The sequence below is a fragment of the Streptomyces sp. NPDC002868 genome, assembly GCF_055563295.1.
Genome location: NZ_JBVHDR010000010.1, coordinates 121398 through 136860 on the forward strand (window position 1 = coordinate 121398; position 15463 = coordinate 136860).

15 protein-coding genes and 1 pseudogene are annotated in these 15463 nt (G+C 70.0%); 9 read left to right on the forward strand and 7 right to left on the reverse strand.

The genetic code is table 11. The features are described from left to right. Complete coding sequence (locus ACZ3H8_RS27570) at nucleotides 1-705, reverse strand: ANTAR domain-containing response regulator (RefSeq protein ID WP_467406352.1); 705 nt, start codon at nucleotides 703-705, stop codon at nucleotides 1-3. Nucleotides 706-766: 61 nt separating this feature from the next. Then, complete coding sequence (locus tag ACZ3H8_RS27575; protein WP_467406354.1) at nucleotides 767-1558, reverse strand: RNA polymerase sigma factor SigF; 792 nt, start codon at nucleotides 1556-1558, stop codon at nucleotides 767-769. Between the two features lie 254 nt (nucleotides 1559-1812). Between ACZ3H8_RS27575 and ACZ3H8_RS27580 the strand changes: the two genes are divergently transcribed. Continuing rightward, nucleotides 1813-2190 (forward strand): DUF2795 domain-containing protein, encoded by a 378-nt coding sequence (locus ACZ3H8_RS27580; protein ID WP_467406357.1) that lies wholly within the window; start codon nucleotides 1813-1815, stop codon nucleotides 2188-2190. Between the two features lie 46 nt (nucleotides 2191-2236). On the opposite strand, the gene ACZ3H8_RS27585 is transcribed toward ACZ3H8_RS27580, so the two are convergent. The 3 genes from ACZ3H8_RS27585 to ACZ3H8_RS27595 form a co-directional block, all read right to left on the reverse strand. Then, a complete protein-coding gene (locus tag ACZ3H8_RS27585) occupies nucleotides 2237-3043 on the reverse strand; it encodes a VOC family protein (RefSeq protein ID WP_467406359.1) in 807 nt (268 codons plus the stop codon). A gap of 124 nt (nucleotides 3044-3167) precedes the next feature. Next, complete coding sequence (locus tag ACZ3H8_RS27590) at nucleotides 3168-4316, reverse strand: PAS domain-containing protein (protein WP_467406361.1); 1149 nt, start codon at nucleotides 4314-4316, stop codon at nucleotides 3168-3170. A gap of 66 nt (nucleotides 4317-4382) precedes the next feature. Further along, nucleotides 4383-4538 carry a hypothetical protein gene (locus ACZ3H8_RS27595; RefSeq protein WP_467406364.1) on the reverse strand — a complete coding sequence of 52 codons (156 nt, stop codon included), beginning with the start codon at nucleotides 4536-4538 and terminating at the stop codon, nucleotides 4383-4385. Between the two features lie 131 nt (nucleotides 4539-4669). Between ACZ3H8_RS27595 and ACZ3H8_RS27600 the strand changes: the two genes are divergently transcribed. From ACZ3H8_RS27600 to ACZ3H8_RS27620, 5 genes and pseudogenes are all read left to right on the forward strand, one after another. Continuing rightward, nucleotides 4670-4939: a hypothetical protein gene (locus tag ACZ3H8_RS27600; RefSeq protein ID WP_467406366.1), complete on the forward strand. Its 270-nt coding sequence runs from the start codon at nucleotides 4670-4672 to the stop codon at nucleotides 4937-4939. Between the two features lie 145 nt (nucleotides 4940-5084). Further along, nucleotides 5085-5657 (forward strand): annotated as a pseudogene (locus ACZ3H8_RS27605) (NrfD/PsrC family molybdoenzyme membrane anchor subunit); the annotation flags it as partial. Further along, complete coding sequence (locus tag ACZ3H8_RS27610) at nucleotides 5654-6049, forward strand: hypothetical protein (protein WP_467406368.1); 396 nt, start codon at nucleotides 5654-5656, stop codon at nucleotides 6047-6049. The pseudogene ACZ3H8_RS27605 and the gene ACZ3H8_RS27610, both read left to right, overlap by 4 nt. A gap of 99 nt (nucleotides 6050-6148) precedes the next feature. Next, a complete protein-coding gene (locus tag ACZ3H8_RS27615) occupies nucleotides 6149-7558 on the forward strand; it encodes an NADP-dependent succinic semialdehyde dehydrogenase (protein ID WP_467406370.1) in 1410 nt (469 codons plus the stop codon). 23 nt (nucleotides 7559-7581) lie between these two features. Continuing rightward, nucleotides 7582-7965 carry a VOC family protein gene (locus ACZ3H8_RS27620; protein WP_467406372.1) on the forward strand — a complete coding sequence of 128 codons (384 nt, stop codon included), beginning with the start codon at nucleotides 7582-7584 and terminating at the stop codon, nucleotides 7963-7965. 39 nt (nucleotides 7966-8004) lie between these two features. Here ACZ3H8_RS27620 and ACZ3H8_RS27625 read toward each other — a convergent pair whose 3' ends face one another. Continuing rightward, nucleotides 8005-9324, reverse strand: coding sequence for an LCP family protein (locus ACZ3H8_RS27625; protein ID WP_467406375.1), 1320 nt, complete (start codon nucleotides 9322-9324; stop codon nucleotides 8005-8007). 190 nt (nucleotides 9325-9514) lie between these two features. Then, nucleotides 9515-11572 (reverse strand): phosphocholine-specific phospholipase C, encoded by a 2058-nt coding sequence (locus tag ACZ3H8_RS27630; RefSeq protein WP_467406377.1) that lies wholly within the window; start codon nucleotides 11570-11572, stop codon nucleotides 9515-9517. A gap of 259 nt (nucleotides 11573-11831) precedes the next feature. Here ACZ3H8_RS27630 and ACZ3H8_RS27635 point away from each other — a divergent pair, with 259 nt between their 5' ends. The 3 genes from ACZ3H8_RS27635 (at nucleotide 11832) to ACZ3H8_RS27645 (ending at nucleotide 15327) form a co-directional block, all read left to right on the forward strand. Next, complete coding sequence (locus ACZ3H8_RS27635) at nucleotides 11832-12059, forward strand: DUF6458 family protein (RefSeq protein WP_307665237.1); 228 nt, start codon at nucleotides 11832-11834, stop codon at nucleotides 12057-12059. A gap of 96 nt (nucleotides 12060-12155) precedes the next feature. Next, nucleotides 12156-13481 (forward strand): NAD(P)/FAD-dependent oxidoreductase, encoded by a 1326-nt coding sequence (locus tag ACZ3H8_RS27640; RefSeq protein WP_467406380.1) that lies wholly within the window; start codon nucleotides 12156-12158, stop codon nucleotides 13479-13481. Nucleotide 13482: 1 nt separating this feature from the next. Then, nucleotides 13483-15327: a transketolase gene (locus ACZ3H8_RS27645; RefSeq protein ID WP_467406383.1), complete on the forward strand. Its 1845-nt coding sequence runs from the start codon at nucleotides 13483-13485 to the stop codon at nucleotides 15325-15327. The last annotated feature ends 136 nt before the right edge of the window (nucleotides 15328-15463 follow it).

Sequence of the window (15463 nt, forward strand, 5' to 3'; positions counted from 1 at the left end):
CTACGGGGGCGGGGCCAGTCCGGGCAGTTCCTTCTCGAGGCCGTTCCCCATGTTGCGTACGACGGCTTCGGCAACCTCCGCCAGCTTGCGGTTGCTGCGCTGTGAGAGACGACGGAGCATCCCGAACGCCTCCGCGGGGCCGCACCCCATGACATGCATAAGAATGCCGCTCGCCTGGTCGATGACCGGGCGTGAGCGCAGGGCGCTCTCCAGTTGGTCCACCTCGGCGAGAGCGGCCCGGTAGTAGTGGTCGCGCACCAGCCCCTCCGCGAAGTGTTCGCCGAGGATGTACACGGGCTGGTGGGAGACCTGGATGAACGCGCCGGGCTGGAAGCTGTACAGGCTGAGCGTCACCTCGAGTTCGGTCCGGCCGAACGGCATCGTCACGCTGGACCTGATGCCTGAATCGAGGGCGACGGCGCGATAGTCGGGCCAGCGGTCCTCGGTCAGCAGATCTTGAGCACTCACGGGCTCGCCCGCGTCCAGTGCGCTCGGCGTAGGCCCCTCGCCCGACGCCAGCTCCACCGAGAGCAGCGCCGTCAGATCCGGGTGCGTGGCCGTCGAGCGACGGTCGGAGCTGCCGTTCGCGACGGTGGCTACGGCTCCGCAGCACGCGTTCGCGCAGTGCATCGCCTGCTCGGTGAATTTCGACAGCTCACGGGCTGTTGAGGCGGGGTCGGCTGTGAATTCCGGTGCGGGCGGCATGGCGTAGTTCCTCCTTCCGGGATGCGGTTGCCCGTCCTGTTTGCCGGGAAACCCCGCCCGGCTACGCGGCGTCCTGCATGACCTGTTCTCGCAGGTGGTCGCAGCAGCGGCTGATCAGCCGCGATACGTGCATCTGCGATATGCCGAGGCTCTCGGCGATGCTGCTCTGTGTCATGTCGCGGAAGAACCGCAGGTAGAGGATCTGCTGTTCGCGTTCGGGCAGTCGGCTCAGCCCCGGCTTGACCGCTTCCCGGTCGACGACCACGTCGAGCGCCGGGTCGGCGGTGCCGAGGGTGTCGCTCAGCGCGTAGCCGTCGTCCGAGCCGGGCAGCTCGGCGTCGAGGGAGAGAGCGGTGAAGCTGTCGAGCGCGTCGAGCCCCACGCGCACCTCATCCTCCGTCATTCCGGCGTGCTCCGCGATCTCGGCGATGGTGGGGGCGCGGCCGGGGATCGTCTGGGCGAGGTCCTGGCGGGCGAACCGAACCCGGTTTCGCAGGTCCTGGACCCGGCGCGGCACATGGAGGGTCCACATATGGTCCCGGAAGTGGCGCTTGACCTCGCCCACCACGGTCGGCACGGCGTAGCTCTCGAAGGCGTTGCCGCGTGCGGGGTCGTAGCCGTCGACAGCCTTGACCAGGCCGAGAGCCGCGACCTGCTTGAGGTCTTCGATGTTCTCTCCCCGGTTGCGGAAGCGGCCGGCGAGCCGGCCCGCCATGGGCAACCAGGCACAGATGATTTCCTGACGGACGTGGTCACGCTCGGGCCCGTCGGGCAGAGCGGCCATCCTGCGGAAGGCGTTCGCGGTGTCGGGGGCATCGGAGTGCGGGTGCTTGGAGTGTGCGTTGGTGCGCATGATGCTCGGAGCTCCCTGAGAGGTCTCTGTCGCCGGTGTGGGGCTTGCTCTCACCGTGGGAGACCGGACGGGCAGGACACGCCCGGAGCCTTCGCTCCCACGGGCGTGCCTCCTGTCCGAAGCACACGACGCATCTGCCCGCCTCCATGGCACGGAAACGTGTGTGGTCGCACTGGCTCGAAATGCTCGCGCAGCTCGTGTTACGGGTGGCAGATCGGGTACGCGGACCAGTCCCCAGCCTCTAGGAGGGAAACATGCAGCGAGGCAGCGACCGTCTCAGCGCCCGCAGGGACGACGAGATGAAGCATGAACTGCAGGGGCTGCTCCGGTCAGGACACCCCACCCGGGTAGAGGAGTGGCACGACCCCGAGCCTGCCGCGGACGACGACCCGGACATCGCATCGGGTCCGGTGCCCCCGCGCGGCTCACTCGGGCCCGAGGAGGCGCTGCGGGTCGAACTGGCCCGGCACCTGGGCCGTACGGCCTTCCCCGCCACGCCTCGGGAACTGGCGGAGGCCCTGGAGCGGCACCACGCCCCCGACCGACTCATCGAGCTCGTCCGCGATCTGCCGGCGCAGGGGACGTACCGGACTGCGCATGAGGTCGTCAGCGCTCTGGCCAGGCACCGATAGCGGGCCCGACGGCGGTAATGGCACAGCCCTGGACAATGTGACGTGACTACGCCCTGGAAGTGACGGTGAACATCGCGCCCTCGGCGTCGCGCAGCGTCGCCTCCGAGCCATGGTCCGTGGAACTACGGGCCAGCACCTCGCCGCCGTTGTGCCGTGCCGCCTGGACGGTTGCTTCCACGTCGGCAACGGGGAAGTAGACGTGCCAGCGGGGCCGGATCATGGGGTCCGGGGCCGCTTCCGCCGCGCCGGAGCTCAGACGTGCGACCACGAGCCCTTCGTGGCGCAGCACGACCTCGTCCTGCTCGTAGTCGACCTGGCAGCAGCCGGCCTTGTCGGACGCCCAGTCGAAGACCTCTCCGTAGAAGATTGCGGCGTCGAAGGCGTTCCGGGTGCGCAGGTGCACCCAGGCGGGTGCATTCTTGCGCCAGGTCAGCCAGTCGGGGATGAGCTCTCCCTCCCAGATGCCGAAGACGGCGCCGTCCCGGTCCGCCGCCAGCGCGCCACGTCCCACGGACAGGCTGAGGGGCCCCACCGCGACGGTGGCGCTGCGTTCCCGGATACGGGCCGCTGTCTCATCCGCATTGGCGACCGCGAAGTACGGAGTCCAGCCGCCCGGGGCCTGCAGGGCGGCGTCGAGCACGCCTATACCGGCGACCGGCGCGCCGTCTGACAGGGCGAGACTGAACTCGGCGCCGAGTTTCGCTCGCCGGAACCGCCACCCGAGGACCGCGCCGTAGAAATTCTGCGCGTCCTGCATGTTGCGTGCCATCAGGGTGATCCAGCACGGGGCACCGAACACCTCATGGCTTGATGTCACACCTGCGGACGTTGCCGCCGCTGATTTCTTGTCCATCTCAATCAGTGTCCCGATCGAAGGAGAGCATCACGGGGCAGAAACGCCCGACACGCTCTGCCTCACCCCCAGCGCCATCCTCCCCCTGGGCAGCCACGCCCGCGAGCCCATGCGGATCCCGGGGTCATACGGGCCGTCGCATCGCCAGGGCGATGTGGTGGGAGATGACGTCGATGACGCGAGCCTCGGCCAGGGAGAAGGCGAGTCTCGTGCCGGTCCGGAAGAGCGTCAGTACGCCGAGTTCGGGGCCGCCGTCCTGCGGGCCCCGCAGCGGCACGCAGAGGAGGGACGTCACCTCTGCCTGGAGGAGGACCGATGCGCCGGTGTCGTCGCGGCCGAAGCATTCCAGGTCGTCCGGCCGTACCTGGAGTGCCGCCGATCCGCTCCGCGCGGTCTCCACCACAAGGGGGCAGGCCGCCGGGTCCTGGTCCGTGATCGTCTTCAGCAGCGCCTGTGCCCCTGCTCCGGCGGGGCCGAGCACCGTCGTGCGTCTGAGCGGGCCGTCAGCGAACAGGTCGGCGATCACCCAGTCCGCGAACCGGCCGTCCAGCACCGAGGCGGCCGTGGCGAGAGTCCCCTCCGGGTCCGCGACCGGGCCGCTCAGCAGAGCCGTTGTCATGCTGTCGAGGAGGTCCATCAGCTCGGCATGCCTGGTCGCCTCGGCCAGGTCGGGCAACCGCGGGCGCGCGCCGGCCACGGAGCGGGCCTTCCGCCCGGTGCGGACGGCGTCGCTCTGGAACACCACCAGGACGGCCGGGTGCGGTTCGTTCGCCGTACGAAGCGCGGTGAGGGTGGCCAGCAGGGGCTCGCTGGGCCGCTGCTGCAGGTGCACCCGCAGGCTGCGGTCGCCCTCTCCGCGTGCCACCGCAGCCGCCTGCGACCGCAGGGCCGCCCGGTCGCCCGGGCGCAGCAGGCCCGTCAGCGGCCGGCCTGCCGCATGGCCCGCGCGGACACCTGTCAGTTCTGTTGCGGCCGCGTTCATACGCCTCACCACCGTGTCACCGCCGGTCAGGGCCACGGGCACGGGCAGCCGCTGAAATACGGCCTTGAGCAGCTGCTCCTCCGCCCGGTCCGCGGAGGCTTTGCCAGGGCCCTGCGCTGCCAGCCGCTCGTACCTCGGCCAGAGATTCTCGGCGACATGCTGCAGTTCGAAGAGAGCCGCATCAAGAAGAGTGTGCTGCTCCTGCAACGGCAGACCACGCGCGGCCCTCAGCTCCCCCACGCGTGTGACGAAATCCGCAAGGTCCTCACCAAACTCATCCGTCTGCGTCATAAGTGAAAGCTAACCGACTGGCGGGTCACCCGACGGACCGGGCCGAAAGCATGCGGAGCCGGGGCGTCAGCTCTCGTGTCCGCCGCTGCCGAAAGCTCCACGGCTGTCGTCATCGTGCGACGGCCGCTTCTGCCGGGCGGGCCGGGAACCCATGTTTCCGTAGCCATGGAGTTCGTGCGGGCCGAGACGGTCGCCCTCCGCTCCGAAATCGTCGGCGTTCATCCATGTGATCCGGCCCGAGCCCGCGCCGGTGCTCGCCCCGGCCTTCGCTGCCGGGTCGCTGCCCACCTCGGCGTCCGGTTGATTCCAGCCAAGAAGGGCACTCGTCTTCTCCGCACGGATGGGAGGACGCCATGACTGGCCACCGGCCGAAAGACCAGAAAGACCACACGGATACCGACACCCCGGTGCCGCGGGACCCGCCCGATCAGCAGCAGCCGCAGGACGGCGACGACCCGCTCGACGCACCCCGCCCCGACGAGCTCGACGAGTCCGACGAGCAGAAGAACGAGCCCGACCAGAGCATCCCCGACATGGACGAGACGGGGGCCGGTCGCCGCGGTGCGCCCCGCAGCGGCGGCGTACACCCCGAACAGCCGATCCCGGACGAACCCTCCGGCTGAAGCCCGGTCGCACACCGACGATCACCGGGGGAGTCTTGTGGTGACACCCCTGCGAAACCCAAGACCGCAGACTGCTGGAGGAAGCGAATGGGTGTGCTCGAACCGATCCGCCGCTGGCCTGTCTACCGGCAGCTCACCGGCTCCGACCCGCGCGGTCACCGGACGGCTGCCGCGGATCGGAGCCACGGCCACCGCGGGCGCGGCGGTGCTGGGACCGGCGCTCGCCGCCTACACCGCAGTCCTCGCGGCCGACACCGCCGTACCGGCCTGGCACGGCGCGCACCGCGAACTGCCGTACGTCTTCGCCGCGTCGGCGACCGCGGCAGCCTCCGGGATGGCCCTGGTGCTGGGCCCCCGGCACGAGACGGCGCCGGCCCGGTGCGCGGCCGCACTGGCCGCCGTGGCCGAGGCGACGGCCGCCGAGGCCGCCCAGCGGCGGCTCGGCATGGTCGCCGAAACCTGGCGCGAGGGACGCGCCGGCACACTGCTGCGCTCCGCCCGGCTGCTCACCGTGGCCGGCGCGGTGGGCGCCGTGCTCCTCGGACATCGCAGTCGGACGGCCGCCGTCGCGAGCGGCCTCGCGCTCCTCGCGGGCTCGGCCTGCACACGTTTCGGGGTCTTCGCCGCAGGCATCGCCTCCGCCGAGGATCCCCGGTACACCGTCGGCCCCCAGCGGGCGGCCCTTGAACAGCGTTCGGAGAGGCAGGAACCACGGTGAACAGCACACAGCAGCCCACGACGCCGGTCGTGGTGACGCTCAGCGGTTGCTCGAAGGAGGACGCCGACACCGTCTTTCGTGTACTGGGGCACACATTCGCCTCGGACCGGGCTGACGATGACGCCCCGCAGTACACGCCCCACCCGCATCTGAGCGTGTGGACCGCGACCTTCGACGTGGCGCCCGCACACGCTCCGCACCGGCCGCCGACCGATCCGGACAAGCCCCCGCGGCTCAGCGCTGCCCTCCAGGTCGGAATCCAGGGCGGCTACTGGGCGGTGGACCGGACGAGGGACGCACTCGCCGCCGCGTTCGAGGTGACCGAAGAGGGCATGGCCGCCGGCGATCAGGAGAAGGACGTCCAGCTGCGGCTGGAGAGCGGAGGCCGGTAGGGGTAGCGGTAGCCCGGCCGGACTCCGGCCCCTTTGCGCGTTGCGGGACCCTCCGTACCGCGCGAATGTCGAAGGATCCAGTTCGAGGAGGACAGTCCCATGCCCATCGCCACCGTGAACCCGGCAACCGGTGAGACGCTCAAGACCTTCGATGCGCTGGGAGCTGAGGAGATCGACCGGCGACTCGCGCTCGCGGTGACCGCCTTCGCCCGCCACCGCACCACGGATTTCGCCCGGCGGGCGGACCTGCTGAACCGCGCCGCACAGCTGCTGGACGAGGACCAGCAGGACATCGCGAGGACCATGACGACCGAGATGGGCAAGCCGATCGCCGCCGCCCGCGCGGAGGCGGCGAAGTGCGCCAAGGCGATGCGCTGGTACGCGGGACACGCCGAGAGCCTCCTCGCCGACGAGCACCCTTCCGCCGCCGATCTGAAGGACTCCGGTGCCTCCCGGGCGACCGTCCGCTACCGCCCGCTCGGCGTCGTCCTTGCCGTGATGCCATGGAATTTCCCGCTGTGGCAGGTCGTACGCTTCGCAGCCCCGGCCTTGATGGCCGGCAACGTCGGTCTGCTCAAGCACGCATCGAACGTGCCGCAGACCGCTCTCTATCTGGAGGAGCTATTCCGGCGCGCCGGGTTCGAGGAGGGCTGTTTCCAGACGCTGCTCGTGGGATCGGGTGCGGTCGAGCACATCCTGCGTGACCGCAGGGTTGCCGCTGCGACCCTGACCGGCAGTGAGCCGGCCGGCCGTTCTGTCGCCGCCATCGCGGGCGACGAGGTGAAGAAGACCGTACTGGAGCTCGGCGGGAGCGACCCCTTCGTCGTGATGCCGTCCGCCGACATCGAACGGGCGGCCAGGACGGCGGTGACCGCCCGGGTGCAGAACAACGGCCAGTCCTGCATCGCCGCCAAGCGGTTCATCGCCCACGCCGACGTCTACGACGACTTCTGCGAGCGCTTCACCGCGGGGATGAGGGAGCTGACCATCGGCGACCCGATGCAGGAGTCCACCGATATCGGCCCGCTCGCCAGCGAACAGGGCCGCGCGGACATCGAGGAGCTCGTCGACGACGCCCTGCGCCGCGGCGCGACGGCACGGTGCGGAGGCAGGCGCCCCGAGAAGCCGGCCCAGGGCTGGTACTACGAGCCCACCGTCCTCGTCGACGTCACCGCCGACATGCGCATCCACCACGAGGAGGCCTTCGGCCCGGTCGCCACCGTCTACCGGGCGGCCGACGTCGACGAGGCGGTTGCCCTCGCCAACGACACGCCCTTCGGGCTCAGTTCCAATGTGTGGACGCGCGACGACGGGGAGGCCGAGCGGTTCGCCCGTGACATCGAGGCGGGCGGCGTCTTCTTCAACGGAATGACGGCCTCCCACCCCGCCCTGCCCTTCGGCGGCGTCAAGCGCTCCGGTTACGGCAGGGAGCTGTCCGGCCACGGCATCCGCGAATTCTGCAACGTGACCACGGTGTGGCAGGGCGCCGAGCCCGACGACAAGAGCTGAGCCAAGGCGGAAGGAGAGCGGTCATGCTCACGAACAGCAAGGCATTCAGCGGCTTCGCGGTCAACGATCTGCAGAAGGCGAAGGAGTTCTACGGCCAGACGCTCGGCCTGCGGGTCACGGAAGAGAACGACGCGACCGGCGGCATGCTGATGCTGCATCTCGAGGGCGGCACCGAGATCCTCGTCTACCCCAAGCCGAACCACGTCGCGGCGTCCTTCACCGTGCTCAACTTCCCGGTCCCGGACATCGACGAGGCCGTGACCGAACTGGCGGGACGCGGTGTGACCTTCGAGCGGTACGCCGGTTTCGACCAGGACGAGAAGGGCGTCTTCCGTGCGGCGGGCCCGCCCATCGCCTGGTTCACGGACCCGTCGGGCAATACCCTCTCCGTCCTCCAGCTGACCTGAAGGCCGGCCGCCGGGCGGCAGGTGCCCCCGGCCGCCCGGTCACCCGGCGGGCGCGTCCGACGGCGTCGCGCACCGCAGCTCGTCGCCGTGGACAGGCGCCCCCTCCACGCTGCTTCGGTCGTGGACGACCTTGACGACGGCGCCGGCCTCGGACCCGACCGCGACGTCGAAGACCTGGCCGTGCCCGGCGACGGCGTGCAGCCTTGCGCCGGGGAGCGCTGCTGCGATCGTGGTCGCGTGGCGGGCCCAGACCGGGTCGTAGGTGATGGTGGTCGGGCCCTTGGGGCGTGGCTCGTCGGGCTTGCGCGGGACGTACTCCACGACGAATCCGTTCGCCCGCAGCGCGCTCGCGACCTCCTGGTCCGTGACCCGAAGGTTCAGCCAGGCCGGCGGAATCTCGACCGGGACGTCCATGCTGGGCCGGATCCGGGAGTCGCCGACGATCGGCCGGTCCGCACGCAGGGCGGCCCACAGGGCGGCGGAACGGTCCTTGTCCCAGATCAGTGTGGAGCCCCACTGCGGTACGCGGTGATCGAAATCCGAGATGGGCACGGTCGCGAACTCCGTCCGATCCGCTCCCAGCCGACGCAAGTGCAAGCCCAGTTCCATCAGGTCCACGAGGCTGGTGTCCGGGTCCGTGCGTACGGAGGCGCGCAGCCTGAGGGCCGTGCGGGCCGCGGCGGCCGGGTCTGCGAAGGCTCCCTCAGCTCTCAGCCGGGACAGCATCTCGATGAGCAGACGCTGTTGACGGCGCATCCGGCCCAGGTCACCGGGTGGTGAGACGTGCCGGGCACGGACGTAGCGCAGGGCGCCGATACCGTCCAGCTGGTGTGTCCCCACAGTCAGGTTCAGCCCGGAACCCAGGTCTTGCAGGGGCTTGTCCGTACACACCTTCGCTCCGCCGAGGCGGTCCACGGTGTCCGTGAAGCCGGTGAAGTCCGTCTCGAGATAGTGATCGATGCGCAGTCCGGTCGCTTTCTCCACCGTGCGTACCGTGAGATCTCCGCTGCCGTGGGCAAAGGCGCCATTGATTTTTCCGAGGTGCCGTGGATGTGCGTGATCGGCGAACTCCACATAGGAATCCCGGGGAATGGAGACCACACTCATCCGCCGACCGTCCTCGGCGATATGCACGACCATCATCACGTCCGTGCAATCGCACCCTTTGCCACCGACGTGCAGGCGCTCCTTGTCTTCGGCTGACAGGCCCGTTCGACTGTCGATTCCGACGACGAGGACATTGGTGCCGTTGGCCTCACCGGCGACAGGTGAGCGGGAAGCGGACCTGTCGGCCGCCCAGAGGGACCCGCCCGAGGCGAGCGAGGCGATGAGAACAGCCGTGACAGTGAAACTGCGCACAGAGCACTCCTCCGATGTCGGATTTCAACTGTCCGACGGAATCACGGAATGAGTGCCCGGGCGCGTATTTGGCGGCGAATCCCCGACCGGGTGTCGGTCGATCGGCGGCCTCCGGGGCGCCATTCGGAGCAGGCACGGGGCCGCCCGCAGCAGTGCGGGCGGCCCCTTCGGACGGCGGCCGGTCAGTTGCTCAGCCGGTGATGATCGCCGGGTCGCTCACACCGGGCTGACCGTTCTCGACATGCCCGGCGAACCGGCGCAGGAATGTCCTGTTCGTGTCGGACACCACGCTCAGGTCGTACCATCGCTTGCTGCCGCGCAGATCCACCGCGTGCACGACGCGTCCGCCCGCGCGCACCGTGAACGTCTGCTTCTGCCCGCCGTACGCATTCGTCAGCGTGAGGTGACAGTCGGCGCTGCCCACATTCGTCATGGTCAGCTGGACGCTGCCGCTCGAGGCGATGTGGCGGGCTGTCACCTCGGGGCCCGCGGTGGTGCCCGGGCCCCTGAAGGTGCGCAGGAATCCGTTCGGGCCGTATACCGACAGGTCGTACACGCCCTTGGAGTAGGCCGTGTTCCAGGTGTCGGAGAGGTTCTTGCCGGCCGCGGCGGTGTACGTCCACGGCCCGTCCGTACGGTTCGCCGACGTGACCAGGAAGTGCGCTCCCGCGGTCGCGCCACCGCTGAAGGTGAGCGTGAAGCGCCCGGTCGAGGGCGTCCCGGCCCCGTCCACCAGGGGTGCGTAACGCAGCGGGCGGGCCGGCCTCGAACCCCTTTCCTGCTTGGGCAGCACGGGGTTGGCCGGCGGCTTGGGCACATAGCTGGGGTGCCGCTCGTTGTCCGGCGGCTCGTACCCGTCGGTGTCCGGGAGCTCGGCCGGCGTGGTGTTCTTGAGGCCGAAGTCGAAGGCGGATGTCAGGTCGCCGCAGATGGCGCGCCGCCACGGCGAGATGTTCGGCTCACCCACGCCGAAGCGGTTCTCCATGAACCGGACGATCGAGGTGTGGTCGAAGACCTCCGAGCAGACGAAGCCGCCGGTGCTCCAGGGGGAGACGACGAGCATGGGCACGCGCTGCCCCAGACCGTATGTTCCGGCGGCGTAGTTGCTGTTGCCGCCGAAGTAGTCGAGCGCGGTGTCCACGGTGGACAGGCCCTGGGCGGCCGAGGACGGCGGATACGGCGGAACGATGTGGTCGAAGTAGCCGTCGTTCTCGTCGTAGGTGATGAACAGCGCGGTCTTGCTCCACACCTCCGGGTTGGACGTGAGCGCGTCCAGCACCTGGGAGATGTACCAGGCGCCGTAGTTCGCGGGGAAGTTGGGGTGCTCGGAGAAGGCCTCGGGGGCGGCGATCCAGGAGATCTGCGGCAGCTTCCCCGCCTTCACATCGGCCTTGAGGATATCGAAGAAGCCGTCGCCGGCCTTGGCGTTGGTCCCGGTGCGTGCCTTGTCGTAGAGCGGATCGCCCGGCTTGGCGTTGCGGTACTTGTCGAAGTAGAGCAGCGAGTTGTCGCCGTAGTTGCCGCGGTACGCGTCCTCGATCCAGCCCCAGTGCCCTGCCGCGTCCAGACCGTCGCCGATGTCCTGGTAGATCTTCCAGGAGACCCCCGCCTGCTGAAGGCGCTCGGGGTAGGTCGTCCAGTCGTACCCGGCCTCCTCGTTGCCGAGGACGGGCCCGCGGCCCTGGCCGTCGTTGCCCGTGTGGCCCGACCACATGTAGTAGCGGTTGGGGTCGGTCGCTCCGATGAACGAGCAGTGGTAGGCGTCGCACACGGTGAACGCGTCGGCGAGCGCGTAGTGGAACGGAATGTCCTCGCGGGTCAGGTATGCCATCGTCCCCGCGCTCTTGGCGGGAATCCACTGGTCGTACTTGCCCTGATTGAAGGCCTTGTGGCCGCCGGCCCAGTCGTGGTTGAGGCCCGCGATGAACTGCATGCCGAGGTCCTCGGCGTCCGGGTGGTAGGGCAGCACGTCCTTGCCGCCGTCCGGCTGGTGCCAGACCGACTTCCCGCTGGCCAGAGTCACCGGGCGCGGGTCGCCGAATCCGCGTACGCCCTTCAGCGCGCCGAAGTAGTGGTCGAACGAGCGGTTCTCCTGCATCAGCACGACGATGTGCTCGACGTCCTTGATGGTGCCGGAGCGGCGACTGGCAGGGATGGCGGCGGCGCGGTCGATGCTGCTCGACAGGGCCGCGAATCCCGCGGTCGCGCCTGCGATCTGAAGGAACCGGCGCCGATTGAGTTCAGACATGAGTGTGGAGTCCTCTTTTGTGTGAGGAAACAGGAGTGAGCGGAGTGTCCAAGAGGAGCGAGTGGAAGGGAAGGGGTGGTGACGCCGGTGTGAAAGGACGAGGTACTCGCCGAGAACACCCTGGAGGGGCCGTGTGACGGCCCGGTCGCGGGCCGGCCCCCTGCCGCCCGCAGGCAGGCCGGCGCCGCAGGCATGGCCGGTCCGGACGGGGGTACCCGGACGCGGTCACTGTTCAGTACCGCAGGGAAGGTGAGACGTTATGGGCTTAGGAGGATGCATCATCCTGATCGCGGTCGGGGCGATCCTCACATTCGCCACCGACTGGCAGGTGAAGGGCGCCAACCTCGACGTCATCGGCCTGATCCTGATGGCCGTGGGCATCATCGGCGTCGCCACCTTCACCAGCATCGCCAAGCGCCGGCGCGTGATCATGCCGCCGTCGACCCCGCTGGTCGACGAAGAGCGGGACCGCCGCCGCTACGAGTGAGTCTCGGCGCGGCCGGCACCGGGTTTGGCCTGGTGGCGCAGGGGCACCCGGGAGCCCGTCCGCCGATCCACATCCTCGTCCGCACCGGAGGCGATCGTGAGTCGTTCGCGTGTCGTTGTCGTCGGAGCCGGATTCGCCGGTTTCCATGCCGCCCGTACGCTCTCCCGGACAGTCCGGGACGAAGCCGAGGTCGTGCTGCTCAACCCCACCGACTACTTCCTGTATCTGCCACTGCTGCCCCAGGTCGCGGCGGGCATCCTGGAACCCCGCCGGGTGACCGTCTCGCTCCCCGACACCCTGCCGCGAGTACGCCTGGTGCTCGGCGAGGCCGGAGCGGTCGACCTGGACGAACGTCGTGTGCACTACACAGACCCGGAGGGCGCTCCCGGCGAGCTGGGGTATGACCGCCTCGTCCTCGCCGTCGGCAGCGTCAACAAACTGCTTCCCGTACCCGGCATCGCCGAGCACGCGCACGGCTTCCGTGGAATCCCCGAAGCGCTCTATCTGCGTGACCACATCACCCGCCAGATGGAACTGGCAGCCACCGGCGCCCCCGCCGAGGCCCGTGCCGCCCGCCGCACCTTCGTGGTCGTCGGCGCGGGCTACACCGGCACCGAAGTCGCCGCCCAGTGCCAGCTGTTCACCGATGCCCTGGCCCGCAAGCAGCGAGCCACGGGTAAGGGCCCGCGCCCGCGCTGGGTGCTGCTGGACGTCGCCGACCGCGTCCTGCCCGGGCTCGACCCCCGGCTGTCATCGGCATCCGACCGGGTGCTCCGAAGGCGCGGCATCGACGTGCGGACCGGGACCTCGGTCAAGGAGGCGACCCGCGACGGGGTCCTGCTGGACGACGGAGAGTTCATCGAGACCAGGACGATGGTCTGGTGCGTGGGCGTACGTCCCGACCCGCTGGTCTCCGAAGTCGGACTGGCCGTCGAACGCGGCCGGCTCCTCGTCGACCCCAAGCTGACCGTACCCGGTCACCCCGAGGTCTTCGCCTGCGGTGACGCGGCCGCCGTGCCAGACCTGACCACGCCGGGGGAGTACACCCCGATGACCGCTCAGCACGCCTCGCGCCAGGGCAAGGTGGCCGGTCTCAACGTCGCCGCCTCCCTCGGCCACGGCGAGCAGCGCAATTACGAACACCACGATCTGGGCTTCGCCGTCGATCTCGGCGGCGTGCAGGCCGCCGCGAACCCTCTGGGCGTCCCGCTGTCCGGGCCGCTCGCGGGAGCCGTGACCCGTGGCTACCACCTGGCCGCCATGCCGGGAAACCGGGTGCGCGTCGCCGCCGACTGGCTGCTGGACGCCGTGCTGCCGCGCCAGGCCGTCCAGTTGGGTCTCGTCCGCTCCTGGTCGGTCCCGCTCGACACAGCCTCGCCCGAACTGGCCCGGGTGCCGGGCGGGCCCGACAAGGAGGAGTGACATGCGAATCGATCAACTGGCGGAACTGGGACAGCAGTTGCGAGTGGACGCGATTCGCGCCGCCGACGCGGCGGGCTCCGGGCATCCGACGTCCTCCATGTCGGCCGCGGACCTGGCCGCCGTACTTCTGGCCAACCATGTGCGCTACGACTTCGACCGGCCCGACCATCCGGGGAACGACCGGCTGATCTTCTCCAAGGGGCATGCCTCGCCGCTCCTGTACGCCCTTTACCGAATGGCCGGCGCCATCGACGACGAGGAACTCCTCACCTTCCGCCGCCTCGACAGCCGCCTGGAAGGGCATCCGACTCCGCGGCTGCCGTGGGTGGACGTGGCCACCGGATCACTTGGCCAGGGGCTGCCGGTCGGTGTGGGCATGGCGCTGGCGGGCAAGCGGCTCGACCAGATCCCCTACCGGGTGTGGGTGCTGGCGGGCGACAGCGAGATGGCCGAGGGCTCCGTCTGGGAGGCCGTCGAGCACGCGGCGTACGAACATCTCGACAATCTGACCCTGATCATCGACGTCAACCGGCTCGGCCAGCGCGGGCCCACCCGACACGGGTGGGACCTGGAGGCATACGCCCGCCGGCTGGGCGCGTTCGGCTGGCACACCATCGAGATCGACGGGCATGACGTCGGCGCCGTGGACGCCGCGCTCGCGGAGGCCGGCTCCACGATCGGGCAGCCCAGCGCGATCATCGCGCGCACCCGCAAGGGGCGCGGGGTCGCCGACGTCGAGGACCGGGAAGGCCTGCACGGCAAGCCACTGCCCGACGCGGACGCGGCCATCGAGGAGCTGGGCGGGCCGCGGTCCATCCGGGTCGACGTCCGCAAGCCCCCCGCGGCACGGGTTTTGCACACCACTCTCGGCGGGCCACTCTCCCTGCCGACGTTCGAGGTCGGCGACTCGGTCGCCACCCGTACCGCGTACGGGAAAGCCCTCGCCGCGCTCGGCTCGGCGCGGGGCGACGTCGTGGCCCTCGACGGGGAGGTCGGCGACTCGACACGCACCGAGTACTTCGCCAAGGCCCACCCGAGCCGTTACTTCGAGTGCTACATCGCCGAACAGGAACTGGTCGCGGCAGCGGTGGGGATGCACGCCCGCGGCTACGTCCCGTACGCGTCGACCTTCGCGGCATTCCTGACGCGCGCCCACGACTTCATACGGATGGCAGCCGTCAGCCGCTCCGCCGTCAATCTCGTCGGCTCGCACGCGGGCGTCGCGATCGGCCAGGACGGCCCCTCGCAGATGGGACTCGAGGATCTGGCGATGTTCCGCGCGGTGCACGGCAGCACCGTGCTCTATCCGTGCGACGCGAACCAGACGGCCCGGCTGGTCGCGGCCATGGCCGAGCTGCCGGGCGTGAGCTATCTGCGCACCAGCAGGGGCGACACGCCGGTCATCTACGGTCCGGACGAGGAGTTCCCGGTGGGCGGATCCAGGGTGCTGCGGTCCTCGGACCGGGACCGGGTGACGGTCGTCGCCGCGGGAGTGACCGTCCATGAGGCGGTACGGGCAGCCGAACTGCTCGGGCAGGAAGACATCGACGTGCGCATCGTCGACCTCTACTCGGTCAAGCCGGTGGACGCGGTGACGCTCCAGGAGGCGGCGGATGCGACGGGGTGCCTGCTGACGGTGGAAGACCACCGTCCGGAGGGCGGCATCGGGGACGCGGTGGCGGAGGCATTCACGGACGGCCGCCCGATGCCCCGTCTGGTGCGGCTGGGCGTGCGGAACATGCCGGGGTCGGCCACGCCGGAGGAGCAGCTGTACATGGCCGGGATCGACGCCGAGTCGATCGCGGCGGGAGTGCGGCTGCTGGTGGAACAAGCGGTGGTGCGCTGAGCGAGCCAACACAATCGGCCTGAGCCAACACAGCCGGGGGGGGGGGGGGGGGGGGGGCCCGGGGGGCCCCCCCCCCCCCCCCCCCCCGCGGGGGCGGGGAGAAGGATGAGGTTTATAAAGATGTTTGACAACCCCA